This is a genomic window from Streptomyces pristinaespiralis (assembly GCF_001278075.1).
GTDB classification, from domain to species: Bacteria; Actinomycetota; Actinomycetes; order Streptomycetales; family Streptomycetaceae; genus Streptomyces; species Streptomyces pristinaespiralis.
Genome location: NZ_CP011340.1, coordinates 6,249,382 through 6,273,192 on the forward strand (window position 1 = coordinate 6,249,382; position 23,811 = coordinate 6,273,192).

Annotated in this window: 21 protein-coding genes; 14 read left to right on the forward strand and 7 right to left on the reverse strand. The window is 72.0% G+C overall.

Going from position 1 to position 23,811, the window contains the following annotated elements:
* Nucleotides 1–257 precede the first annotated feature (257 nt).
* Together SPRI_RS26640 and SPRI_RS26645 are read left to right on the forward strand one after the other, a co-directional pair.
* Nucleotides 258–1,301: a C40 family peptidase gene (locus SPRI_RS26640; RefSeq protein WP_037774908.1), complete on the forward strand. Its 1,044-nt coding sequence runs from the start codon at nt 258–260 to the stop codon at nt 1,299–1,301.
* A 59-nt stretch (nt 1,302–1,360) separates the two neighbouring features.
* Nucleotides 1,361–2,584 (forward strand): hypothetical protein, encoded by a 1,224-nt coding sequence (locus SPRI_RS26645; RefSeq protein WP_005318600.1) that lies wholly within the window; start codon nt 1,361–1,363, stop codon nt 2,582–2,584.
* Here SPRI_RS26645 and SPRI_RS26650 read toward each other — a convergent pair.
* The gene (locus tag SPRI_RS26650; RefSeq protein WP_005318601.1) at nt 2,541–3,782 is read right to left on the reverse strand and encodes a glycosyltransferase 87 family protein; all 1,242 of its coding nucleotides are present in this window, start codon (nt 3,780–3,782) and stop codon (nt 2,541–2,543) included. The genes SPRI_RS26645 and SPRI_RS26650 overlap by 44 nt on opposite strands.
* A 112-nt stretch (nt 3,783–3,894) precedes the next feature.
* Between SPRI_RS26650 and SPRI_RS26655 the strand changes: the two genes are divergently transcribed.
* Nucleotides 3,895–5,037 carry a glycosyltransferase family 4 protein gene (locus tag SPRI_RS26655; protein ID WP_053557395.1) on the forward strand — a complete coding sequence of 381 codons (1,143 nt, stop codon included), beginning with the start codon at nt 3,895–3,897 and terminating at the stop codon, nt 5,035–5,037.
* Between the two features lie 109 nt (nt 5,038–5,146).
* On the opposite strand, the gene SPRI_RS26660 is transcribed toward SPRI_RS26655, so the two are convergent.
* Complete coding sequence (locus tag SPRI_RS26660) at nt 5,147–6,943, reverse strand: AMP-dependent synthetase/ligase (protein WP_005318603.1); 1,797 nt, start codon at nt 6,941–6,943, stop codon at nt 5,147–5,149.
* A 289-nt stretch (nt 6,944–7,232) separates the two neighbouring features.
* Between SPRI_RS26660 and SPRI_RS26665 the strand changes: the two genes are divergently transcribed.
* From SPRI_RS26665 to SPRI_RS26690, 6 genes are all read left to right on the forward strand, one after another.
* Nucleotides 7,233–8,000 carry a metallophosphoesterase family protein gene (locus SPRI_RS26665; RefSeq protein ID WP_037774910.1) on the forward strand — a complete coding sequence of 256 codons (768 nt, stop codon included), beginning with the start codon at nt 7,233–7,235 and terminating at the stop codon, nt 7,998–8,000.
* A 91-nt stretch (nt 8,001–8,091) separates the two neighbouring features.
* Nucleotides 8,092–8,541: an SRPBCC family protein gene (locus SPRI_RS26670; RefSeq protein WP_005318605.1), complete on the forward strand. Its 450-nt coding sequence runs from the start codon at nt 8,092–8,094 to the stop codon at nt 8,539–8,541.
* Nucleotides 8,541–9,821, forward strand: a complete 1,281-nt coding sequence (locus tag SPRI_RS26675) for an ArsA family ATPase (protein WP_053557396.1) — start codon at nt 8,541–8,543, stop codon at nt 9,819–9,821. The genes SPRI_RS26670 and SPRI_RS26675 overlap by 1 nt, the downstream gene beginning before the upstream one ends.
* A gap of 68 nt (nt 9,822–9,889) precedes the next feature.
* A complete protein-coding gene (locus SPRI_RS26680) occupies nt 9,890–10,333 on the forward strand; it encodes a DUF5304 domain-containing protein (RefSeq protein ID WP_037774913.1) in 444 nt (147 codons plus the stop codon).
* A 65-nt stretch (nt 10,334–10,398) separates the two neighbouring features.
* Entirely contained in the window at nt 10,399–11,340 is a 942-nt protein-coding gene (locus SPRI_RS26685; RefSeq protein WP_053557397.1) for an ROK family glucokinase, read from the forward strand.
* A 108-nt stretch (nt 11,341–11,448) separates the two neighbouring features.
* A complete protein-coding gene (locus SPRI_RS26690; RefSeq protein WP_005318608.1) occupies nt 11,449–12,192 on the forward strand; it encodes an endonuclease/exonuclease/phosphatase family protein in 744 nt (247 codons plus the stop codon).
* 162 nt (nt 12,193–12,354) lie between these two features.
* Here the strand turns inward: SPRI_RS26690 and SPRI_RS26695 are convergent, their stop codons facing one another.
* Together SPRI_RS26695 and SPRI_RS26700 are read right to left on the reverse strand one after the other, a co-directional pair.
* The gene (locus SPRI_RS26695; RefSeq protein ID WP_005318610.1) at nt 12,355–13,023 is read right to left on the reverse strand and encodes a hypothetical protein; all 669 of its coding nucleotides are present in this window, start codon (nt 13,021–13,023) and stop codon (nt 12,355–12,357) included.
* Nucleotides 12,908–13,714: an alpha/beta hydrolase gene (locus SPRI_RS26700; RefSeq protein WP_005318612.1), complete on the reverse strand. Its 807-nt coding sequence runs from the start codon at nt 13,712–13,714 to the stop codon at nt 12,908–12,910. The genes SPRI_RS26695 and SPRI_RS26700 overlap by 116 nt, the downstream gene beginning before the upstream one ends.
* Before the next feature lie 187 nt (nt 13,715–13,901).
* Here SPRI_RS26700 and SPRI_RS26705 point away from each other — a divergent pair, with 187 nt between their 5' ends.
* The 5 genes from SPRI_RS26705 to SPRI_RS26725 all read left to right on the forward strand — a co-directional run bounded on the left by SPRI_RS26705 (nt 13,902) and on the right by SPRI_RS26725 (nt 18,849).
* On the forward strand, nt 13,902–14,663 hold the full coding sequence (locus SPRI_RS26705) for a lysophospholipid acyltransferase family protein (protein WP_005318614.1): 762 nt from the start codon (nt 13,902–13,904) through the stop codon (nt 14,661–14,663).
* 31 nt (nt 14,664–14,694) lie between these two features.
* On the forward strand, nt 14,695–15,903 hold the full coding sequence (macS, locus tag SPRI_RS26710; protein WP_037774916.1) for a MacS family sensor histidine kinase: 1,209 nt from the start codon (nt 14,695–14,697) through the stop codon (nt 15,901–15,903).
* Nucleotides 15,900–16,574: a response regulator gene (locus SPRI_RS26715; protein ID WP_005318618.1), complete on the forward strand. Its 675-nt coding sequence runs from the start codon at nt 15,900–15,902 to the stop codon at nt 16,572–16,574. Before macS ends, SPRI_RS26715 begins: the two co-directional genes overlap by 4 nt.
* Before the next feature lie 160 nt (nt 16,575–16,734).
* Nucleotides 16,735–17,763 carry a 6-phosphofructokinase gene (locus SPRI_RS26720; protein WP_053557398.1) on the forward strand — a complete coding sequence of 343 codons (1,029 nt, stop codon included), beginning with the start codon at nt 16,735–16,737 and terminating at the stop codon, nt 17,761–17,763.
* Nucleotides 17,764–17,841: 78 nt separating this feature from the next.
* Nucleotides 17,842–18,849, forward strand: coding sequence for a 2-hydroxyacid dehydrogenase (locus SPRI_RS26725; protein WP_005318623.1), 1,008 nt, complete (start codon nt 17,842–17,844; stop codon nt 18,847–18,849).
* Between the two features lie 12 nt (nt 18,850–18,861).
* Here SPRI_RS26725 and SPRI_RS26730 read toward each other — a convergent pair whose 3' ends face one another.
* From SPRI_RS26730 to SPRI_RS26735, 3 genes are all read right to left on the reverse strand, one after another.
* Nucleotides 18,862–20,727: an anthranilate synthase family protein gene (locus SPRI_RS26730; protein ID WP_053557399.1), complete on the reverse strand. Its 1,866-nt coding sequence runs from the start codon at nt 20,725–20,727 to the stop codon at nt 18,862–18,864.
* Between the two features lie 96 nt (nt 20,728–20,823).
* The gene (locus SPRI_RS39995) at nt 20,824–20,886 is read right to left on the reverse strand and encodes a trp operon leader peptide (protein ID WP_159695253.1); all 63 of its coding nucleotides are present in this window, start codon (nt 20,884–20,886) and stop codon (nt 20,824–20,826) included.
* A gap of 95 nt (nt 20,887–20,981) precedes the next feature.
* A complete protein-coding gene (locus tag SPRI_RS26735) occupies nt 20,982–23,765 on the reverse strand; it encodes an N-acetylmuramoyl-L-alanine amidase (protein WP_037776935.1) in 2,784 nt (927 codons plus the stop codon).
* Nucleotides 23,766–23,811: the final 46 nt, after the last annotated feature.

The following is a 23,811-nucleotide window of genomic DNA, read 5'->3' on the forward strand; positions in this document are numbered from 1 at the left end:
TCGGACGGACTGCCGGTCAGGCAGTCGGACGGATCGTTCGCCGGGTCCTCACACCCGCCCGAACGGGGGAATTCGTCCCCTTCGAACTGACGCGACGCCCCGCCGGTGACCTGTGGTCTCCGGCGGGGCGTCACTCTTCGTGCCCGCCGGGGTCCTTGGTCACTTCGTGTTCACCCGGTTACTCTCTGCCGCGCATCGACGGTTCCCCGGAAGTCCCGCGGAACCGCTGCGGATTCCTGCGGAAGGGAGCGCGGCACGTGGTGTCCCACCGCCGACCCTCACAGCCCGGCCTCACACGCGGTGCCCGGGGCACCGTACTGTCCGCCGCCGCGGCGGCCACGGCCGCCGCCCTCGGCGCCGGTGCCGCACCGGCCGGTGCCGAGCCGGGAACCGGCACGGAGGAGGCCCGGGCCAGGGTGGACCGGCTCTACCAGGAGGCCGAACAGGCCACGGAGAGCTTCAACGCCGCGGGCGAGCGCGTCGAGCGGCTCCACGAACAGGTCCGGCACGCGCAGGACAGGGTGGCCCGCAGCCAGGAACGGATCAACCGGATGCGCGAGGCCCTCGGCTCCGTGGCGGGCGCCCAGTACCGCTCCGGCGGCATCGATCCGGCGCTGGCGCTGCTGCTCTCCCCGGACCCGGACGGCTACCTCGACGCGGCGGCGACGCTGGACCGCATCTCCGAACGCCACACCGCCGCGCTGACCGACTTCCGCCGGGAGCAGCGCGACCTCGGCCAGGAACGCCGGGAGGCCTCACGCGACCTGGCCGAACTGGAGCGCAGCAGAAGCGCCGTGGCCCGCCACAAGCGCACCGTGGAACGCAAGCTCGGGGAGGCCCGGCGGCTGCTGAACGCGCTGCCGGCCGAGGACCGGGCGGCGTACGACCGGTCCTCGCGCTCCGGCCGTGACGACCTGGCGGGCATGGCCGCGCCCCCCGATCTCCCGGCCGCGTCGCCGTGGGCGGCGGCGGCCATGACGGCCGCGCGCGGTGCGGTCGGCCGGCCCTATGCGTGGGGCGCCACCGGGCCCGCCGCCTTCGACTGCTCGGGCCTCGTGCAGTGGTCCTACGCACAGGCGGGAGTGGGCCTGCCGCGCACCTCCCGGGCCCAGGCGGACGCGGGCACACGCGTGCCCCTCTCGGCGGCCCGGCCGGGCGACATCGTCACGTACCGGAGCGACGCGAGCCATGTCGGGATGTACGTGGGGAACGGGCAGGTGGTGCACGCGCCGTATCCGGGGGCGGCGGTGCGGTACGACCCGGTGGGCATGATGCCGGTGTACGCGGTGACGCGCGTGTAGGGCGTGGAGCGCTGGGCGGAGGGGATGGCCCCGGCCGTCCCGTTACGTACCATCGCAGGATGGCATCGCACGGGCGCGCGCAGCGTACAGCCGGGACGGCGCTCGCCGTGCTCGTGCTCGTGGGCGGGTGCGGGGGCATCGGCCCGGCCCCCGTCGACCCGGCCGCCGAGGAGATACAGCAGGCCCTGGACACCCGCGCCGCCGCCCTGCTCGGCCACGACCGCGCGGGCTACCTCGCCTCGCTCGAGCCGGGCGCGACCGCTCTGCGCGCGGCGCAGGGCGAGGAGTACGACAGCCTCGCCGACGTGCCGCTGCACTCGTGGGCGTACCGGGTCAAGGGCGTACGGCACCAGGGCGGCAAGGCCGTCGCCGACACCGAACTGCGGTACCGGATAGCCGGCTACGACAGCGCGCCGATGACCGTCCCGCGCACGCTCGAGCTGACCGAGCGCGACGGCCGCTGGTACGTGAGCGCCGACCGCGCCGGCACCGGCGCCCCGCAGCAACTGTGGCAGCAGGGCGATGTGGACGCCGTACGGGGCAGCCACAGCCTCGTCCTCGGAGTGGGACAGGACGAGGAGCGGCTGCGCGAGGTCGCGGCGGCCACCGACCGCGCCGTGCCCGCCGTGTCGGACGCCTGGCCGTCCAAGTGGGCGGGCCGGGTCGTGGTGCTCGTACCGGACTCGGTGGAGGCCATGGGCAGGCTGCTGGGCACGTCGGCGGCCGGCTACCGGGGCATCGCGGCCGTGACGACCGGGGAGACGGGCGGCGCGAAGGACGGCTCGCCCGCGGACCGGGTCGTCGTGAACCCGGAGGCGTACGGGCTGCTCGGCGAATTCGGGCGGCGGATCGTGCTCACCCACGAGACCACCCATGTGGCGACGCGGGCGCACACGTCCGCCGCGACACCGATGTGGCTGTCGGAGGGCTTCGCCGACCGGGTCGCCTACCGCGGCACCGGCCGTACCGCCGCGGAGGCCGCCCCCGAGCTGCAGGAGGCGGTCCGGGCGGGGGACGTGCCCGCGACGCTGCCGTCCGACCGGGACTTCTCCTTCGGCGGCGACGCGGACGCGCTGGCGCGGGCCTACGAGGGCGGCCGGCTCGCCTGCGAGATGATCGCCGACCGCTGGGGCGAGGCGAAGCTCACCGCGTTCTACCGGTCCGTCGGCGGGGGGAAGCAGCGGGAGGCCGCGGTCGAGCGGGCACTGGGCGAGGAGCTCGGCACCACACCGGACGCGTTCACCGCGATGTGGCGTGACTATCTTCGCGAGCAGCTGGGCTGACCCGGGCGGGCGGCTGCGGCACGGCAACCGTCTGCCGCCACAGCCGGCGGCACGCGGTGACCGTCGCGGCCACCAGCAGCCCGTTGCGCAGGACGAGCAGCGCGATGCCGGACGGGTCGCTCGCCACCACTTCCGCGAACCAGATGGGGAACTCCAGCACCGTCACGGCCGTGGCCGCCAGCGCCAGCCAGGCGGGGAGCGTCATCCGGCTGTCGCGGAACACCAGGCACACGGCGGCCAGACCGACCAGCCACACCATGTACTGCGGGCTGATCACCCGGCTCGTGGTCGTGAACAGCAGCACCGCGGCGAAGGCCGCGTCGCACGGCGTGGACGGCCCGAACTCCCGCGCCCGCAGCCGCCACAGCACCAGCCAGCCGAGCGCGAGCACGGAGAGGCCGAGGGCGATGGTGCTGACCAGCGGGACGTACGGGCCGAGGAACTCCACGGACCCGTAGTTCAGCAGCACCTGTCCCTCCCAGCCGAAGTGCCGCGCGATGTGGAAGACCAGGGCGCCCAGCGACTCGACCTCGGTACCGCGGTCGCGCTGGAAGGTGAGGAAGGCCAGTCCGCCCGGCATCAGGGTGCACAGCAGCAGCGTGACCGCCCCGCCCGTCGCCGCCGCGGCGCCCCACGACCGGACGGTCGTGCGCCCCCGCGGGACACCCAGCAGGAGCAGCACCGGCCACACCTTCAGCACCGCGCCGAAGCCCGCCAGCGCCCCCAGGGTCCGCGGCCGGCGCAGGCCCGCGAGAAGGGCGGCGACGGCGACGGCCGTGACCATCAGGTCGTAGCGGGCGTACACGGTCGGACCGAGCAGCGGAACGCCCACGACCCACATCCAGGTGCCCCGCCGGGCGGTGCCGCCACGCTCCGCGTACCGCAGCAGGAGCAGGACCGCCAGGTCGCACACGAGGACGACGACGAAGAAGGCGGACGTGTAGTCGAGACCCGGGAGGAGACCGGGGGAGAGGATCGCGAGCGCGCCGGCGGGCGGGTACTGCCAGGTCACGTCGTTCATCGGGTACGTGCCGGTGCTCAGCACCTCGTACCAGCCCCGGTAGATCGCCGAGACGTCGCTGGTGACGTCCGGCCCGGGGAAGACGACCACCTTGAACACGAACAGCAGCAGCGCGGTCCTGGTGAGCAACCACACCGCGAAGGGGAGGATCGTGCCTCGCGCGACCGCCGTCGGCATCGTGTCTCTTTCGTCGGGGGAGGAGCCGGGGGACGACTCGGGCTTGTGACAGCCATCATGCCGTGGCGGTACCCGAACAGGGCGACCGGGCCGTTCGGTACTGTCTGCGGCGATGCACAAGACCCTGATCGTGACCAACGACTTCCCGCCCAGGCCCGGCGGCATCCAGGCGTTCCTGCACAACATGGCGCTACGGCTGGATCCCGGACAACTCGTCGTCTACGCCTCCACGTGGAAGCGCGGCAAGGAGGGCGCGGCGGCGACCGCCGCGTTCGACGCCGAGCAGCCCTTCACGGTCGTACGCGACCGGACGACGATGCTCCTGCCGACCCCCCGGGTCACCCGCACGGCGGCGCGGCTGCTGCGTGAACACGGCTGCGAGTCCGTGTGGTTCGGCGCCGCCGCCCCGCTCGGGCTGATGGCCCCCGCGCTGCGGCGCGCGGGCGCGCGGCGGCTGGTGGCCACCACGCACGGCCACGAGGCGGGCTGGGCGCAGCTGCCCGCGTCCCGGCAGTTGCTGCGCCGCATCGGCGAGGGCACGGACACCATCACGTACCTCGGCGAGTACACCCGCTCGCGCATCGCCGCGGCGCTGACGCCGGAGGCCGCGGCCCGCATGGTCCAGCTGCCGCCCGGCGTCGACGAGAAGACCTTCCACCCCGGCTCGGGCGGCGACCTGGTCCGGCGGCGGCTGGGCCTGAGCGACCGGCCCGTGGTGGTGTGCGTCTCACGCCTCGTGCCGCGCAAGGGCCAGGACACGCTGATCCGTGCCATGCCCGCGATCCTGGCGAAGGTGCCGGACGCGGTGCTGCTGATCGTCGGCGGCGGCCCGTACGAGAACGAACTGCGGGGCCTCGCGGCGGAGACCGGGGTCGAGGGGTCCGTGCGCTTCACCGGCGCCGTGCCGTGGTCCGAACTCCCCGCGCACTACGGCGCGGGCGACGTCTTCGCCATGCCCTGCCGGACCCGCAGGGGCGGCCTGGACGTCGAGGGTCTCGGGATCGTCTACCTGGAGGCGTCGGCGACCGGCCTGCCCGTCGTGGCGGGCGACTCGGGCGGCGCGCCGGACGCGGTGCTCGAGGGCGAGACCGGCTGGGTCGTCCGCGGCGGCTCGGCGGAGGAGTCGGCGGAGCGCATCGTGCACCTGCTGCAGGACCCGGAGCTGCGGAAGCGGATGGGGGAGCGGGGGCGGGCGTGGGTCGAGGAGAAGTGGCGGTGGGACCTGCTGGCGGAGCGGCTGAAGGCGCTGCTCTGAGGGGGCGGGTCCGCGACCTGTACCGCGCTGCGCGCGGTGCCCTCGAACGACGGTGGGGCCGAAGTCGCCAGGCGACTTCGGCCCCACCGTCGTTCGAGGCGCGGGGGTGTCAGGCGCGGTAGATCGCTTCGATCTCGTCCGCGAAGTCCTTCGCCACCACGTTCCGCTTCAGCTTCAGCGACGGCGTGATGTGGCCCGCCTCCTCCGTGAACTGCGTCGGCAGAATGCGGAACTTGCGCACCGACTCCGCCTTCGAGACGGCCGCGTTGCCGTCGTCCACGGCCCTCTGGATCTCCGCCCGCAGGTCCGCGTCGTCGCGCAGGGAGACCGCCGTGGAGCCGGCCGGCTTGCCGTGCTCCGCGGCCCAGCGGCCGAGGAACTCCTCGTCGATCGTGACGAGCGCGCCGACGAACGGGCGGCCGTCGCCGACGACCATGCACTCGGCGACGAGGGCGTGCCCGCGGATGCGGTCCTCGATCACCGCGGGGGCGACGTTCTTGCCACCGGCGGTGACCAGGATCTCCTTCTTGCGGCCGGTGATCGCGAGGTAGCCGTCCTCGTCGAGGGTGCCGATGTCGCCCGTGTGGAACCAGCCGTCGGCCAGGGCGTCGGCCGTCGCGGCCTCGTTGTTCCAGTAACCGGAGAAGATGTGCTCGCCGTGCAGCAGCACCTCGCCGTCGTCCGCGATCCGCACCACGGAGCCGGGCAGCGGCTGGCCGACCGTGCCGATCTTCTGGCGGTCCCACGGGTTGAACGCGGTCGCCGCGCACGACTCGGTGAGGCCGTAGCCCTCCAGCACGGTGAAGCCGATGCCGCGGAAGAAGTGACCGAGCCGCTCGCCCAGCGGCGCGCCGCCGGAGACCGCGTACTCGCCGCGGCCGCCGAGGACGGCGCGGAGCTTGCTGTAGACGAGCTTGTCGAAGACCTTGTGCTTGAGCTTCAGGCCGACCGGCACGCCGCCGGGGCCGCCCAGGGCGCGGCTGTAGGCGATGGCCGTGTTCGCGGCCTTGTCGAAGATCTTGCCCTTGCCGTCCGCCTGGGCCTTGGCCCGCGCGGAGTTGTAGACCTTCTCGAACACGCGGGGCACACCGAGGATCAGGGTCGGCCGGAAGGAGGCCAGCTCGTCGGTGAGGTTCTTGATGTCGGGGACGCAGCCGAGCCTGATCGGCGCCATCACGGCGGCCAGTTCGACCATGCGGCCGAAGACGTGCGCGGCCGGGAGGAACAGCAGCACGGAGCTCTCGCCCGTACGGAACAGCGGCTTCAGGCGCTCGACCAGGTTGCCGCACTCGGCGAAGAAGGCGCGGTGGGTGAGCACGCAGCCCTTGGGGCGGCCGGTGGTGCCGGAGGTGTAGACGATGGTCGCCGGGTCGTCGGCCTTGGCGGCGGCGCTGCGCTCGTCGACGGTCGCCTCGGAGATCTCGGCGCCGGCGGCGGTCAGTTCGTCGACCGCGCCCTTCTCGATCTGCCAGACGTTTTGCAGGGCCGGCAGCGAGTCGCGCACGGACTCCACGGCGGCGGCGTGCGCGTCGCCCTCGACGATCACGGCGGCGGCGCCGGAGTCGCCGAGGATCCACTGCACCTGCTCCGCCGAACTGGTCTCGTAGACCGGCACGGTGACCGCGCCGGCGCTCCAGATCGCGAAGTCCAGCTGGACCCACTCGTAGCGGGTGCGGGACATCAGGCCGACCCGGTCGCCGGGCCGGATTCCGGCGGCGATCAGGCCTTTGGCGGCGGCACGCACCTCGGCCAGGAACTGCGTCGCGGTGACGTCCGTCCATCTGCCGTCGACCTTGCGGCCCATCACCGCCACATCCGGGTGCTGCGCGGCATTGCGGCGGATGAGATCCGTCAGGTTGCCGTCCGTGGGGACCTCGTACAGGGCCGGAAGGCTGAACTCGCGCAAGACTGCTGCTCCTCATCGGGCGCCGGCGCCACGGCTCTGTGTGATGCACCGGCTGCGGTCCAAGATCGGGCAGGTGCTCGGTGGGGGTGAGCACGACTGGACTGCCCGGACGTTACCCACGAGTACACGGTTCCCGATAGGGGTTCCCGGCCAATGTTCTATGCGTCACACATCGATGGCTGGACTTCGCGCAGAGTATTCCACTCCCCGCCCGGGACCCAAGTAACCGCAGGTAGGCCCCCTCTACCCAGCGCTGTCGACGGGTTCTAGGGTGACCGCCATGCGAGGCATGCGAGTCAACGTGGTCAGCGACGTGCACGGCAATGCGAAGGATCTCGCCATTGCGGGCGACGGTGCCGATGCTTTGATCTGCCTCGGTGACCTGGTGCTTTTCCTTGACTACGCCGACCACTCACGCGGCATCTTCCCCGACCTGTTCGGCGTGGAGAACGCCGACCGGATCGTGGAACTGCGCTCCGCCAGGCGCTTCGACGAGGCCCGGGAGTTCGGGCGCGGGCTCTGGGCGGAGCTCGGCATCGACAAGGAGACCGCCATCGAGGCGGCCGTACGGCGCCAGTACGCCGAGCTGTTCGCCGCCTTTCCCACCCCGACGTACGCCACCTACGGCAACGTCGACATGCCTGCCCTGTGGCACGAGTACGCCCGCCCCGGCACCACCGTCCTCGACGGCGAGCGGGTGGAGATCGGCGGCCGGGTCTTCGGCTTCGTCGGCGGCGGACTGCGCACCCCGATGCGCACGCCGTACGAGATCTCCGACGAGGAGTACGCCGCCAAGGTCGAGGCGATCGGCGAGGTCGACGTCCTCTGCTCGCACATCCCGCCCGACGTCCCGGAACTGACCTACGACACCGTCGCCCGCCGCTTCGAACGCGGCAGCCGCGCCCTGCTGGACGCCATCCGGCGCACCCGGCCCCGGTACTCGCTCTTCGGCCATGTCCATCAGCCGCTCGTCCGCCGGATGAGGGTGGGCGCGACCGAGTGCGTCAACGTCGGGCACTTCGCCGCCCGCGGCCGTCCCTGGTCCCTGTCCTGGTGAGCCGGGGCACGCACCGGACGGCCGTGCGGTCGCGATAGCCTGCACCCCACACACCTGCCCGGTCCGTACCGCACTGTGAGGAGCCGCAGAGATGGCGGAACACACCAGCTCGAGCATCACGATCGATGCGGCACCGGCCGAGGTCATGGGCGTCATCTCGGACTTCACCCGCTACCCGGAGTGGACCGGCGAGGTGAAGGAGGCGGAGGTGCTCGCCACCGACGCCGAGGGGCGGGCCGAGCAGGTCCGCCTGGTGCTGGACGCCGGGGCGATCAAGGACGACCACACCCTCGCCTACACCTGGCACGGGGCCAACGAGGTCAGCTGGACCCTGGTCAAGTCCCAGATGCTGCGCGCCATCGACGGTTCCTACCGCCTCTCGCCGGTCGGCGGCGGTGACCGTACCGAGGTCACGTACCAGCTCACCGTCGACGTCAAGATCCCGATGCTCGGCATGATCAAGCGCAAGGCGGAGAAGGTCATCATCGACCGTGCCCTCGCCGGTCTGAAGAAGCGCGTCGAGAGCGGCGCCGGCGCCTGATGCGCAAGGTCCTCGTCACCGGCCTCGGCGGCGCGGGCCGCACCACCGTCGCCGCCGCCACGGCGCTCGCCGAGGCCGCGCGCGGCCGGCGGGCACTGTTCCTCTCCGCGGACCCGGGCGACGTGCTCGGCGCGCCGGTCACCGCCGCTCCCGAAGAGCCCGCCCTGGTCCGCGAGGGCCTGTGGGCCGCCCGCGTCGACGCCGGCGCCGACTTCCGCGCCGAGTTCCTCGACCTCCAGGAACGTGCCTCCGCGGCGCTGGACCTGTTGGGCGCGGCCCGGCTCGAGGACGAGGAACTGACCCGGCTGCCCGGCAGCGAGCAGTTCGCCCTGCTGCGGGCGCTCACCGTCGCCTCGCGCGGCGGCTGGGACGTGGTCGTCGTCGACATGCCGCCGCTGCACGAGACGATCGCGCTGCTCGCCCTCCCGGAGGAACTGCGCCGCTATCTGCGCCGCCTCCTCCCGCAGGAACGCCAGGCCGCCCGCGCGCTGCGCCCGGTGCTCGCCCAGCTCGCCGGTGTGCCCATGCCGGCCCGGTGGCTGTACGGGACCGCTGAGCGCTGGGACACCGAACTGGCGGGTGTGCAGGCGCTGATCGAGTCCGTGAACACCACCTTGCGGGTCGTCGCGGAGCCGGGCCCCCGGGCCGCCGCGGCCCTGCTCGAGGCCCGCGCCGGACTCGCCCTGCACGGGCTCGCCGTGGACGCCCTCGTGGCGAACCGGAACCTGCCCCGTGAATCGGCGGACCCCTGGCTCGCCCCTCTCGTCGCCCAGCAGGAGAAGTGCCTGCACGAGTGGTACGGCACCCGGCTGCCCCGCGCCTCCATGTGCGAGGTCCCCCACCTGGGCCGGGACCCGCAGGGGCTCGAGGACCTCGCCCTGCTCGACACCCGGGCCGTCCGCACCGCCGCCGGCGGGGACGGACCGGCCGCCGGCGCAAGGGCGCACCGGGGCGACGGACTCGCCGTCGGAGGGGACCCGGAGCGGGAGGGACCCCGCCCCGGTCCCGGCCGCATCGACCGGCCCGAGCCCTCCGCGACCGGTCCCGGCGCCGAGGACGCCCTCTACGTGTGGGAACTGGAGCTGCCCGGCGTCGTCAAGGAGCAGCTCTCCCTCGTCCGCCGCGGGGATGAACTCCTGATCGGAGCGGGGCCGTTCCGCAGGATCCTTCCGCTGCCCTCGGCGCTGCGCCGCTGCACCGTCGCCGGCGCGGGTCTCGCGGACGGCACGCTCAGGGTCCGCTTCACGCCGGACCCGGGACTGTGGCCGCGGACACACTGAACGCCGTTCCAGCGTTCGGGTACCGTCGAGAGCACACAACCCCTCGAAACGGCCCCCAGGAGTACGTCATGAGCGATGCGACCGAGCGCCCCGACGCCGACGCCTGGGCCACCGCCTGCGAGGAGGACCTCCAGCAGGAGCAGGCCCGCCGCCGGGCACAGTACGGGCAGCCGCCGGGTTCCGCCGCCGAAGAACTGCGAAAGCTCTTCGACGTCGTGGCGGAGAAGGTCACCTCCTTGCAGTCGTCCCTGCCCGGCGTGGCCGCGCAGAGCGCCGTCCAGCAGTTCGTGAACCAGGCGAAGGCCGCCGCCCAGCCGGTCATCGAACGAAACCCGCAGGTCTTCGACCATCTCGCGGCCGCCGGCGGCGAACTGCTCGCCGCCTACCGGTCCGCCGTCGAGGGCTCGGAGCGCCGCTGGACGCAGCGCCCCGCGGGCTCCGCGGACGCCAAGGAGAGCGACGACCCGCGTGACGAGGGCCCCGGCGGCAGCGAGCACATCGACCTGGACTGACCAGGGCGTGCCCGCCCTCGGGTACGGTTGGCCTTAGCGGGGCTCGACCGAATACTGAGGGACACATGGGACTCACCATCGGCGTCGACATCGGCGGCACGAAGATCGCGGCGGGCGTGGTCGACGAAGAGGGCACCATTCTCGAGACGCACACCGTGCCCACCCCGTCGACTGCCGAAGGCATCGTCGACGCGATCTGTGCTGCCGTAGCGGGAGCCGGCCAGGGCCACGAGATCGAGGCCGTCGGTATCGGAGCCGCCGGTTACGTCGACGACAAGCGCGCCACGGTCCTCTTCGCGCCGAACATCGACTGGCGCCACGAGCCGCTCAAGGACAAGGTCGAACAGCGTGTCGGCCTTCCCGTCGTGGTCGAGAACGACGCCAACGCCGCCGCGTGGGGCGAGTACCGCTTCGGCGCCGGCCAGGGCCACGAGGACGTCATCTGCATCACGCTGGGCACCGGCCTCGGCGGCGGCATCATCATCGGCAACAAGCTGCGCCGCGGACGGTTCGGCGTCGCCGCCGAGTTCGGTCACATCCGGGTCGTCCCCGACGGCCTCCTGTGCGGCTGCGGCAGCCAGGGCTGCTGGGAGCAGTACGCCTCCGGCCGCGCCCTCGTCCGCTACGCCAAGCAGCGCGCCAACGCCACACCGGAGAACGCGACGATCCTGCTCGCCCTCGGCGACGGCACCGTCGACGGCATCCAGGGCAAGCACATCAGCGAGGCCGCCCGGCAGGGCTGCCCCGTCGCCGTCGACTCCTTCCGTGAGCTGGCGCGCTGGGCGGGAGCCGGTCTCGCGGACCTGGCCTCGCTCTTCGACCCCTCGGCGTTCATCGTCGGCGGCGGCGTCTCCGACGAGGGCGACCTCGTGCTCGACCCCATCCGCAAGTCCTTCCGCCGCTGGCTGATCGGCGGCCAGTGGCGGCCGCACGCCCAGGTGCTCGCCGCGCAACTGGGCGGCAAGGCGGGGCTGGTGGGCGCCGCGGACCTGGCACGCCAGGGCTGACCCGCGGTATCCGTCTCCGGCAGGTGCCCGCCGCGCCCGCCGAGGGGTGCGGCCTTCCCGGCCGCGTCCTTCGCCGAAGCGCGGCGGGCACCGTCGTATGTTGCTCCCATGGCGATCACCGCACTGCCCAAGTCCCGCACCGAGCCGGACGGTTCGGCCGTGGTCCGGGTCCTCGGCTACAACATCCGCTCCATGCGCGACGACGAGGAGGCGCTGGCCCGGGTCATCCGGGCCTGCGAACCCGACCTGGTGTTCGTCCAGGAAGCCCCGCGCTTCTTCCGCTGGCGCAAGCACGCTGCGCGGCTCGCCGCGAAGACCGACCTGGTGATGCTCTCCGGCGGCGCGACGGCGGCGGGACCGATGCTGCTGTGCTCGCTGCGGGCCACGGTGGAACGCACCGAGGACGTCCTGCTGCCCCGCACCCCCGGCCTGCACCGGCGCGGCTTCGCCACGGCCGTCGTCCGCTTCGCGGGCGCGCGGGTGGGACTGATCAGCTGCCATCTGAGCCTCGCGGCCGACGAGCGCCTCGCCCAGGCGGGACTGCTGCTGGACCGGCTGAAGGCGATGGACGTGCCGCACGCGATCGTCGCGGGTGACATCAACGAACGGCCCGGAGGCCGGGCCTTCGGCCGCCTGGCGGGGGAGCTTCAGGACTGCTGGGCCGTGGCCCCGTGGGGCGGGGAGCACACGTCCACGGCCGCCGGACCGCACCAGCGGATCGACGCGGTCTTCGCGACGGAGGGGGTGGAGGTCCTGGGGTGCGGTGTGCCGGATCTGCCCCCCGCCGACCTGCGCGCGGCATCCGACCACCTCCCGGTCCTGGCGGCCCTCCGCATCCCCGCGACGGTGTGACGCCATCCCCGCGACGGTGTCACGTCCGCGGCGGAACGGGGCCCGCGACGGTGTCACGTCGGCGGCGGGACGGGGCCCGCGACGGTGTCACGTCCGCGGCGGAGCGGGCCCGTGGCGGCCCCCCCCGGGCCCGGCGCCGCGGCCCCGGGCCCGGACCGGCTGTCAGACCACCGCGCCCCGTCCCGGATCGTCGTTCTCGTCGTCGCCGTGCGACATCCGCGCGACCAGCGTCGCGAAACCGCCCAGGAAACCGCCGATGCACAGCGTCGTCAGCCACCACGTCATGTCCCACCGCAGGATCACGGCGACCAGCATCAGTACCGGCCCGCCGATCACCGCCAGCCACGCGAACTTGGACGTGACGTCGGCCTCCGGCAGCGGCGGGGGCTCGGGCGGGACGAAGTGGCCCTCGTCGCCGTCGTCGAAGTCACCGTCGGACGGCTCGGCGACCTTGTAGTCGCGCGGCCCGCCGACGCCCGGGGCGAAGGTGACCGAGCTGCCCAGCGCCGGCTTGTCGTCGTCGGGCCGGCCCGCGGGCTCGGGCCCGGGGTCCGGAGTGTCGTTCATGTCGCTCTCGAGGAGCGCCAGGTCCTCCACCGACTTGAACGGCTTCGCGCCCGGCGGGTCGGCCGGTTCCTCGCCGTATCCGGCGACGATGGCCGCCCAGGCCGCGTCCTCGTCGATCGGCTGCGGCTCACGGTCCGCGTCGTGCTGGTCAGCCACCGGTCGTGCTCCCTCCCAAGGTTTCCGGCGCGGGAGACCCCGTGGTCTCCGCGCTCGGAGCGAGCCGGCCGATGAACGCGTAACTCTCCTCGAAGATCCGCTCCGCATCGTGGTCCAACGTCGCGACGTGGTAGCTCTGTTCCAGCAGGATCTCGGTGACGTCCGTGGAGGAGACCCGGCTGAGGATCCGGGCCGAGTCGGCGGCCGGCACCACATGGTCCTCCGGGCTGTGGAGCAACAGCATCGGCTGCGTGACCTGCGGAAGCTCGCCGTCGACGAGGCGGAAGAACTGCCGCACCGAGTGCGCGGCGTGCAGCGGCACCCGGTCGTACCCCAGCTCCTCCACGCCCTGCTTGGCGATGTCGCTGGTCAGGCCCTTCGTGGAGGGCACCAGATGACGCACCACGGGCAGCAGCGACGCCATCGCGCCGTGGACCTTGTTCGCCGGATTGACGACGACGACGCCGCGCACCGCGTCGCCGTGCTTGGCGGCGAGCCGCAGCGTCAGGGCGCCGCCCATGGAGAGGCCGAAGACGAACACGTGCCGGCAGCGCTCCAGCAGTGAGCGCAGCTCCCTGTCCACCTCCGCGTACCAGTCCTGCCAGCCGGTGACCTGCATGTCCTGCCAGCGGGTGCCGTGACCGGGCAGCAGCGGCAGGGACACCGTGAGGCCCCGCTCCGCCAGATACTCGGCCCAGGGCCGCAGCGACTGCGGGGAACCGGTGAATCCGTGACAGAGAAGGACGCCGACCTCGCCGCCGTCGTGGCGGTAGGGCTCGGCTCCAGGAAGGACCGGCACCGGGGTCTCCTGTTCGTGAGGTACGCGGGCGTACGGGAGGGTCGAGGGTGTACTTCACGGTACGCGACCGGACCGACACCGACCAGGGCCGTTCGGACACGGGAGCACGGCGGCGACCCACCCGGCGCGGCGGACGGGGGCCGGCCTCGGGTTAAGGTCTGTTCGAAAGCAACAGGAGGCATTCGAGTTGATCTACGGCGCCATGAAGTTCTCCATCGGGGGTTCGCTGAAGCTTGCCTTCAGGCCCTGGGTGGAGGGTCTGGAGAACGTTCCGGCCGAGGGCCCCGCGATCCTCGCCAGCAACCACCTGTCGTTCTCCGACTCGTTCTTCCTCCCCGCTGTCCTCGACCGCAAGGTCACCTTCATCGCCAAGGCGGAGTACTTCACCTCGCCGGGCGTGAAAGGCAGGCTGACGGCCGCCTTCTTCAAGGGCGTCGGCCAGCTGCCGGTGGACCGTTCGGGTGCCCGTGGAGCGGGTGAGGCGGCGATCAAGGCCGGGATCGACGTGATCGAGTCCGGTGGCCTGTTCGGCATCTACCCGGAGGGCACCCGTTCCCCGGACGGCCGCCTCTACCGCGGCAAGCCGGGCGGCCTCGCCCGCGTGGCGCTGGCCACCGGCGCGCCGGTGATCCCGGTCGCGATGATCGACACCGAGAAGATCCAGCCGCCCGGCAAGGTGGTGCCGAAGCTGATGCGCCCGGGCATCCGGATCGGGAAGCCGCTGGACTTCAGCCGCTATCACGGCATGGAGGGCGACCGCTTCATCCTGCGCTCGGTGACCGACGAGGTCATGTACGAGATCATGAAGCTGTCCGGCCAGGAGTACGTCGACATCTACGCGACGGCCGCCAAGCGCCAGATCGCCGACGCCGAGAAGGCGGAGAAGGCGGCCAGGGCCGAGGCGGAGAAGGCCGAGAAGGCCAAGAAGGCGCAGCGGCCCGCCGCCTGAGCGGCGCGGCACTGCGACGGGGGTGGGGGAGATGGCCAGGCGCGAGCGTGTCGTGCGGATGTCGGTCGAGCTGCCGCTGTGGCGTGCGCTGACCGCCTACCGCGTGCTGACCATGGTCTACGCGGTGCTGCTCTTCGTCTTCACCCGGCAGAACTTCGAGCGCCCGCTGGTCGCGGCCGGCTTCCTCGCGGTGCTGGTCGTCTGGACCCTGGCCACCCTCCCCAAGGTCGCGAACGCGGCGCGCTGCACCAGGGGGTTCCTGGCCGCCGACCTGACCGTCGCCCTCACCGGCATACTCCTCACCCCGCTCGCCGACGCGCACGCCCAGACCCATGACGGTCCCACGCTGCCCTCGATCTGGACGGCGGGTTCCGTCCTCGCCTTCGCCATCAAGGGCGGCTGGCGCTGGGCCGGTTTCGCCTCGTCGTTCGTCGCCGTCGCCAACATCGTCGAGCGGGGCGAGCCCAGCCGGGACACCTTCCACAACGTCCTGCTGGTGTGGGTCGCCTCGATAGCGATCGGCTACGTGGTCGAGGTCGCCCGCGCCTCGGAGCGCACCCTCGCCCGGGCCCTGGAGATCGAGGCCGCGACCCGCGAGCGGGAGCGCCTGGCGCGAGACATCCACGACAGCGTCCTGCAGGTGCTGGCGATGGTGCAGCGGCGGGGCACGGCGCTGGGCGGCGAGGCGGCCGAGCTGGGCCGGATGGCCGGCGAGCAGGAGGTCGCGCTGCGCAGCCTGGTCGCCGGCGGCCTGGTGCCCGCGTCCCGGGTGTCGGAGGACGAGTCGCAGGGTGCGGTCGTACGGATCGTGGACGTACCGGACGACGACGGGCCCGCGCAGCCGTGCGACCTGCGGACACTGCTCGCCCCGCACGCCGGGGCGAAGGTGACGCTGTCGGAGCCGGGCGCCCCCGTCCTGATGGACGCTCCGGCCGCCCGCGAACTGGCGGCGGCCGTCGGGGCCGCACTGGACAATGTGAACAGGCACGCGGGCCCTGACGCCCAGGCATGGATCCTGGTCGAGGACTGGCCCGACGAGGTGATCGTGACGGTCAGGGACGACGGCCCCGGCATCGCGGAGGGCCGGCTCGCGCAGGCGGAGGGGGAGGGCCGGCTCGGAGTCGCCCAGTCCATCCGCGGGCGGCTGCGGGATCTCGGCGGTACGGCCGAGCTGCTGTCGGTCCCCGGCCAGGGCACGGAAGTAGAGCTCAGGATCCCACGGGGGAAGGCAGCGGAATGACGGATCGGCAGACGCTCAAGGTGATGGTCGTCGACGACCACCCGATGTGGCGGGACGCGGTGGCACGCGACCTCACGGAGGCCGGGTTCGACGTGGTCGCCACGGCCGGCGACGGTGCGCAGGCCGTGCGCCGGGCCAAGGCGGTCGCGCCCGACGTGCTCGTGCTCGACCTCAACCTGCCCGAGATGCCGGGCGTGCAGGTGTGCAAGGAGCTCGTCGGGGCGCTGCCCGGACTGCGGGTCCTGGTGCTGTCGGCCAGCGGCGAGCACGCGGACGTCCTGGAGGCGGTGAAGTCGGGCGCCACCGGCTATCTGCTGAAGTCGGCCAGCACGGAGGAACTGACGGACGCGGTGCGCCGCACGGCTGTGGGCGATCCGGTCTTCACCCCGGGTCTCGCGGGCCTGGTGCTCGGCGAGTACCGCCGGCTCGCCTCCGAGCCCGGCCCGCCGGCCGGCGCGGACGAGCCGAAGGCCCCGCAGCTGACGGACCGGGAGACGGAGGTGCTGAGGCTGGTCGCCAAGGGGCTGTCGTACAAGCAGATCGCGGAGCGGTTGGTCATCTCCCACCGCACCGTCCAGAACCATGTGCAGAACACCCTGGGCAAGCTCCAGTTGCACAACCGCGTCGAGCTGGTGCGGTACGCGATCGAGCGGGGCCTGGACGACGTGTGACTGTATGTCGGACGCCTTTCGAGCTTTACCCGTTCGAGTGAACGGCGGACGGCCGGCGACACCGCCACGCAAAGGAATCGACCATTCGCCCCATCCCTGAGTGACCTGCGTCACCATTAGCGTGACGGTCACAGGGCTCATCAGGCGAAGGGAAGTTTCCATGCGCGTCGGAGTACTGACCGGGGGCGGCGACTGCCCCGGCCTCAACGCGGTCATCCGCGGCCTCGTCCGCAAGGGTGTGCAGGAGTACGGCTACGAGTTCGTCGGCTACCGCGACGGCTGGCGCGGACCGCTGGAGGGCGACACCGTCCCGCTCGACATCCCGACCGTCCGCGGGATTCTGCCCCGCGGCGGCACGATCCTCGGTTCTTCGCGCACCAACCCGCTGAAGGAAGCGAACGGCATCCGCCGGATCAAGGAGAACCTCGCCAAGAACGAGGTGGACGCCCTCGTCACGATCGGCGGCGAGGACACCCTCGGCGTCGCGGCGCGGCTCTGCGACGAGTACGGCATCAACTGTGTCGGCGTACCCAAGACCATCGACAACGACCTGTCCGCCACCGACTACACCTTCGGCTTCGACACGGCGGTCGGCATCGCCACCGAGGCGATCGACCGGCTGCACACCACCGCCGAATCCCATATGCGCGTCCTGGTGGTCGAGGTGATGGGGCGCCACGCGGGCTGGATCGCCCTCCACTCCGGTCTGGCGGGCGGCGCCAACGTCATCCTCATCCCCGAGCAGCGCTTCGACGTCGACCAGGTCTGCGCCTGGGTCACCTCCCGTTTCAAGGCGAGTTACGCGCCGATCGTGGTGATCGCCGAGGGCGCCATGCCCAAGGACGGCGAGGCGGTCCTCAAGGTCGGCACGCTCGACTCGTTCGGACATGTCCGCCTCTCCGGCGTCGGCGAGTGGCTGGCCAAGGAGATCGAGAGCCGTACGGGCAAGGAGGCCCGCACCACGGTGCTCGGCCACGTCCAGCGCGGAGGCACCCCGAGCGCCTTCGACCGCTGGCTCGCCACCCGGTTCGGACTGCACGCCATCGACGCGGTGCGTGACGGGGACTTCGGCAAGATGGTCGCGCTTCAGGGCACCGACATCGTGCGCGTGCCGATCGCGGAGGCGACCGCCAGACTCAAGACGGTCGACCCGAAGCTCTACGAGGAGGTCGGCGTCTTCTTCGGCTGACGCGGCGGTGGGCCGTATATTCGCGGCATCCGGATATTCGCGGGTATCCGGCCCACAGCTCGTGAACCGGGAGAGAATGTGGAAATCCTCGCCTTCGGCGTCCAGGCCGACGAAAAGCCGCTCATCGAGAAGGCCTTCGCGGATCTCCCCGGGGGCGTCCGGTGCCTGGACGTGTTCCTCGACGCGGACACCGCCGCCATCGCCGCCGGCCACGAGGTGATCTCCACCAGCGTCAACGCCCAGTTGGACGCCGAGGTGCTGCGGACACTCGCCGTCGGCGGCACGAGGATGATCGCCCAGCGTTCCACCGGCTTCAACAACATCGACCTCGAGGTGGCCGAGCGGCTCGGACTCACCGTCGCCAGGGTGTCGTACTACTCGCCGTACTCCGTCGCCGAGTTCGCCTGGACGCTGACCATGGCCGTCAACCGGCGAGTCGTGCGCGCCGCCAACCGCACCCGCGACTTCGACTTCCGGCTCGACGGCCTGATGGGCCGGGACATGCGCGGCCGTACCGCCGGTGTGATCGGCACGGGCAAGATCGGAGAGGCCTTCACCCGGATCGCCCACGGCTTCGGCATGCGTCTGCTCGGCCTGGACGTCGCGCCCAACCCCGTCTGCGTCGAACTGGGCATGGAGTACGTCGACAAGGACGAACTGCTCGCCGCCGCGGACCTGGTCAGCCTGCACGTACCGCTGATGCCCGCCACCCGGCATCTGATCGGCGCCCGGGAGCTGCGCGCGATGAAGGACGACGCGATCCTGGTGAACTCCAGCCGCGGCGGCCTGATCGACAGCGACGCCCTCGTCGGCGAACTGCGCAAGGGCCGCTTCTCGGGGGTGGGCCTCGACGTGTACGAGGCGGAGGCCGGGCTGTTCTTCCTCGACAAATCCATGGAGGCGGTCGACGACGACACCCTGGCCCGGCTGATGACCTTCCCCAACGTCCTGGTCACCTCCCACCAGGCGTACTACACCGCGGACGCGGTCACCCAGATCGTGGACACCACCGCCCGGAACATCAAGGCCCACCTCGAGGGCCGGCGCGGCGAGAACGTGCTCGTCCCCACCGCGCCCGCCCCCTGACGGCCCCTCCCCTCAGCCGACCAGCACACCCGCCAGCAGCGACGCCGTCAGCGCCGCGCCGTTCATGGTCAGCACCGACTCCGGATGGAACTGCACGGACGCGAAGCCGCCGCCGCGCAGCGCGTGCACGTCCCCGGTCGCCTCGTCCCGGCTCAGCTCGATCCGGTGCATCGCGAGCTCGGCGGCGGTCACCTCGTCGCACCGCGCGGTGAAGCTGTTGTAGAAGCCGACGGTCTCCGGGCGGCCGAAGAAGTCGATCCGCTCCTGCGCCCCCTGGTACGGCTCGTCCTTGCGGACGATCTCCAGCCCCAGCTCCGCGGCCAGCACCTCATGGCCGAGGCACACGCCGAGCAGACCGTGGCGGTGCCCCTTCAGCAGGTCGGCCGCGAGGGCCCGCAGGAAGCGCATCTTCGCATCGGACGCGTCGGCCGGATCCCCTGGGCCCGGACCGAGCACCACGGGCCCCTGGTGGGCGAGGGCCCGCTCCCGAAGCCCCGGCGCGTCGTACCGCACCACGGTCACCTCCAGGCCGGTCGAGCGCAGCAGATGCGCCAGCATGGCGGTGAAGGTGTCCTCCCCGTCGACGACCAGGGCGTGCCCGGCGAGTCTCGCGGCCTGTTCCTGCATCCGCAGCCAGAACGGGGCGAGGTCGGCGCGGCGGGAGTCCAGGGCCGCCCGCACGCGTGGATCGTCCGCCAGACGCGGCGCCGGGCCGCCGGCGTCGGGCCGCCCCGGCCGCACCCCCAGCGCGGCCAGCACGCCCGCCGCCTTGGCGTGTGTCTCCGCGACCTCGCCGGCCGGGTCGGAGTGCCGCACCAGCGTCGCCCCGACCGGCACCCGCAGCGTGCCCGTGGCGTCGATGTCGGCGGTCCGGATCAGGATGGGCGAGTCGAGCGTCTGGGCGCCCGAGGCGTCCCGGCCGATCAGCGCCAGGGCTCCCGCGTAGTAGCCGCGGCCGCCCACCTCGTGGCGTTCGATGACCCGGCAGGCGTTCTGCAGGGGGGAGCCCGTGACCGTGGCGGCGAACATCGTCTCCTTCAGCACCTCGCGCACGTCCAGGGACGAGCGTCCCCGCAACTCGTACTCGGTGTGGGCGAGATGGGCCATCTCCTTCAGCCGGGGCCCCACCACCACACCGCCCATGTCGCCGACCGTGCACATCATCTTCAGCTCCTCGTCGACCACCATGGAGAGCTCCTCGCGCTCCTTGCGGTCGTCGAGGAAGGTGAGCAGCGCCTCCGCGGTCGGCCCGCCGGGCGGATACCGGAAGGTCCCGCTGATCGGGTTCATGACGACCGTGCCGCCGCTCATCCGCACATGCACCTCCGGGCTGGCCCCGACCAGCGTGCGCCCGCCCGTATGGACGACGAAGGTCCAGTACGCGCCGCGCTCGCCGGTCAGCAGGCGCCGGAACAGGGCGAGCGCGTCGGCCCGGCCGAAGCCGTCGATCTGCCCGGTGAAGGTGCGCCGGATCACGAAGTTGGCGCCTTCGCCCTGCCCGATCTCGTCCTCGACGACCCGCCGCACGATGTCCGCGTACTCCTCGTCGCCGACGTCGAACGTGCCGCCCTCGACCCGCACCTCGTGCCGGGGGAGTTCCTCCAGGACCTTCTCCAGGGCGAGTTCATGGCTTTCGCGGGCGACCAGCACCGCGAGCGGCGTGCCGTCGTCGGTCACGTCGAAGCCGCGCTCCGCGATCTGGCGGAAGGGGACGAGCGCCAGGGAGGGCTGCTCGCCCACCGGGATGTCGGCCAGGCGCGCGGCCTCGTGGACGTCGCCGATCAGCACCTCGACGGTGCCGTGGTCGCGGCCCGGCGTACGGCGGTGCAGCAGGGCGAACGGGGGGCAGTCGTCGTCGAGCAGTCGTCCGATGAGCATGCGGGGTGTTCCTTCCGGATGGGGAGGAACGGCCGCTGTCGGGAAAACAGTGAAGGCCGCCCCTCGGGCGGCCTTCGCGATCGGTGCTGCGCGCGATCAGGAAGCAGTGGGCCGCCGGAGTGCGGTCCACCACCAGTTCTGGATCTGCTGCGCGAACATGTCGCCGACGATAACGCATCCGCCCGCGTCGGCGGGGCGCGTCCCACGATGAGGACGGCCCCGCCGACGCGGGCGGAGTGTGCGAGGTGCGCGGGTCAGATCAGCGTGTTGTAGATCTGCCAGCCGTTGCCGACCGAGGTCCGGGCGGCGAAGGGAGACGTCGGGACGCCGGTGCCCTTGTAGAACCACAGCGCGCCGGACGGCTCACGGCCGACCATGTCGGCGATGCCGTCCTTGTTCAGGTCCCCGGTGGAGACCAGCATGTCGAACATGTTCCAGCCGCCGCCGACCCGGATGCGCGCGGCGAACGGCGCCGCCGAGTTGCCGGTACCCCGGTAGAACCACAGGTAGCCGGACTTGTCCCGGCCGACCGCGTCGGCCTTGCCGTCCTTGTCGAGGTCACCGGTGGCGACGAGCATGTTGTACGTCTGCCAGCCGTCGCCGACCTTGGTGCGGCGGGCGAAGGGGGCGGACGGGACGCCGGTGCCCTTGTAGAACCACAGGGCGCCGGACGGCTCACGGCCCAGCATGTCGGAGAGGCCGTCGCCGTCGAGGTCCTGCGAGCCGACGATCATGTTGAACATGTTCCAGCCGGGACCGACGTTGACGCGGGCCCGGAACGGCTGGTTCTTGTTGCCGCTGCCCTTGTAGTACCAGAGGTAGCCGGAGCTGTCCCTGGCCACCATGTCACCGGTGCCGTCGGCGCGGAGCGGCCCGAGGTCGGTGATCGCGTTGTAGCCCTGCCAGCCGCCGCCGATCCGGTAGCGGGTGTAGAACGGCGTCGTCGCGCTGCCCGTGCCCTGGTACTGGTACAGCGAGCCGCCGGTGTCGCGGGCGAGCACGTTGAACCGGGTGGTGCCGGGGTCGGGAGCGGTGGGGGTGGCCTCCACGACGTCGGCGGCCTTCACCCAGGTGATCTTGTGGTGGAAGCGGATCGGCACGTAGAGCGTGTCGCCTATGACGTTCTTCTGCTTGGAGCCGAACCAGTCGTCGCCCTTCACCGCGGGGCCGGCCTTCACGTAGGCCTGGCCGGAGGCGAAGGTGAACTTCGTCAGGTGGGCGTTCTCGTCACCGGGCGCCTCGAGGCCCGCGGCGGTGTAGGCGGCGGTCTCCGGGAAGGAGCGCCCGTAGACCTTGGCCGACGTCGCACCGGCCGTGACCTTGACGGTCGTGGCACCGGGCACCGGGGCGGTGTACTGGCCGCCCGGGTTGTAGAACCAGGCCTTCTTGCCCGCGTACCAGATCGCCGTCCAGTTGGTGCCGGCCTCGGCGACGACGTAGGTGCCACCGGCGCGGACCTTGTTCCCGTAGTTCGAGCCCTCGGACCAGAGGGACGTGAAATACGGGTCGGTCAGCGTCGACGCGCTTGTCGAGGGCGACGTGTAGAGGTAGCCGAAGTTGGACGGGCGGGCGGTGACTGCGTTGCCGCCGACGGTGAGCTTCGGCTGGTTCGCCGTGGTGAACGGGGGAACGACACGGACCACCTGGCCGGCCTTGAGCGGACCGCCCGCGCCCTGGTCGCCCTGCGGGGCGCCCATCAGGCCCATGTAGTGGTTCCAGTCCCAGTACGGGCCCGCGTCCCAGTGGAGATTGGCCATGCCGGCGTCCGTCTGGAGCGCCACCTCGTCATGGCCGATGATGTGTTCGCGGTCCAGCGGCACGTTGTACTTCGTGGCCAGGAACTTCACCAGGTCGGCGGAGGACTGGTACTGGGGCTCGGTGTACCACTTGCCTTCCTTGATCGCGTAGCCCTCGTGCTCCACGCCGATCGCGTGCATGTTGTGGGTCCAGTTGCCCGCGTGCCACGCCAGGTGCTTGTTCTCGATCATCTGGGTGACCAGACCGTCCGAGGCGCGGATCAGATAGTGCGCGCTGCCCGGGACGTCCGGGTTCGTGAGCGCCGCGAGCGAGCCGTCGTAGCCGCCCTCGGTGTCGTGGATGACGATCTGCCGGATGTCCACGCCCTGGTTCGGACGGTCGCCGAGCGTGTAGTTGCGCTTGCCCGTGCTCGACGTGCGGGACGGCACGAAGTTGCAGTACAGGCCGACGGGGCACTCGGGCGTCGGGTCCGCCGTGGTGGACGCGTAGCTCGCCGCCAGCGGGACGTTCGCGGGTTTGACCGGCTTGACCGACGGGTCGGCCGGCAGGGAGACCTGCTCGCCGTCCAGGGTGAGCTCCCGCTCGCCCGTCTTGATCGACTCGAAGACGCGCTTGGCGAAGAGGTCCGCGCCCTTCTTCTCCGGCGACTGGCTGTAGCGAGCCACTGCCGGATACCAGGCGCCCGGGTCGTCGGACAGCTCCGCGCCGGCCTCCTTCTGGTATTCCGCGAGCAGCGCAGCGCCGGCCCGGATGGACTCGGAGGTGTCGCTCTGGACCGCCTCGGGAGAGCTGTCGATCAGCTCGGCGGCCTTGTCCACGGTGTGGAGCCGGGGATCGTCGGTGTCGACGGTGGCCTCGGCCAGGATCCGACGGACCTTGGCAGGGTCGAAGGACTTCTCGATCTCCGGCTTGCCGCTGCCGTTGAAGTGGGCGATGGCCTCCTCGCCGACCTCCTCCGTCTCGATGTCCTCCGGGTCGACGTCCGTCAGACCCATCACGTTGTACGCGCCGGTGACGCTCGGCTCGCCGTCGTGGGCCTCCCAGCGCGTCTGCCGGTACGAGACCGCCATCAGCACGCTCTGGGGTACGTCGAACTCGCGCGCCGCCTGGGCGAACTTGCTCTGGAGCGACTCGTTCCGGCTGCCCTTGTCGTCGCCGAGACCGACGAGGTCGGGTGATGCCACCGCGACCGTTCCGATCGTCGCGGTGGCGACGACCGCCGCCGCCACCCCGTAGAAGAGCCGTTTCTTCTTGCGATCTCTGCGGTGCCCCTGGCTCACGCCCACCCCTGGTCTGTTTTGTGTGATCCGTTTCGAAAACGCGCCG

Coding starts and splice junctions, on each gene's coding strand:
- SPRI_RS26730 (WP_053557399.1), bottom strand. CDS start 20,727: ATGCTCATCGGACGACTGCTCGACGACGACTGCCCCCCGTTCGCCCTG.
- SPRI_RS26665 (WP_037774910.1), top strand. CDS start 7,233: ATGCGAGTCAACGTGGTCAGCGACGTGCACGGCAATGCGAAGGATCTC.
- SPRI_RS26720 (WP_053557398.1), top strand. CDS start 16,735: ATGCGCGTCGGAGTACTGACCGGGGGCGGCGACTGCCCCGGCCTCAAC.
- SPRI_RS26655 (WP_053557395.1), top strand. CDS start 3,895: ATGCACAAGACCCTGATCGTGACCAACGACTTCCCGCCCAGGCCCGGC.
- SPRI_RS26685 (WP_053557397.1), top strand. CDS start 10,399: ATGGGACTCACCATCGGCGTCGACATCGGCGGCACGAAGATCGCGGCG.
- macS (WP_037774916.1), top strand. CDS start 14,695: ATGGCCAGGCGCGAGCGTGTCGTGCGGATGTCGGTCGAGCTGCCGCTG.
- SPRI_RS26670 (WP_005318605.1), top strand. CDS start 8,092: ATGGCGGAACACACCAGCTCGAGCATCACGATCGATGCGGCACCGGCC.
- SPRI_RS26695 (WP_005318610.1), bottom strand. CDS start 13,023: ATGCGGAGCGGATCTTCGAGGAGAGTTACGCGTTCATCGGCCGGCTCG.
- SPRI_RS26675 (WP_053557396.1), top strand. CDS start 8,541: ATGCGCAAGGTCCTCGTCACCGGCCTCGGCGGCGCGGGCCGCACCACC.
- SPRI_RS26715 (WP_005318618.1), top strand. CDS start 15,900: ATGACGGATCGGCAGACGCTCAAGGTGATGGTCGTCGACGACCACCCG.
- SPRI_RS26645 (WP_005318600.1), top strand. CDS start 1,361: ATGGCATCGCACGGGCGCGCGCAGCGTACAGCCGGGACGGCGCTCGCC.
- SPRI_RS26680 (WP_037774913.1), top strand. CDS start 9,890: ATGAGCGATGCGACCGAGCGCCCCGACGCCGACGCCTGGGCCACCGCC.
- SPRI_RS26650 (WP_005318601.1), bottom strand. CDS start 3,782: ATGCCGACGGCGGTCGCGCGAGGCACGATCCTCCCCTTCGCGGTGTGG.
- SPRI_RS26690 (WP_005318608.1), top strand. CDS start 11,449: ATGGCGATCACCGCACTGCCCAAGTCCCGCACCGAGCCGGACGGTTCG.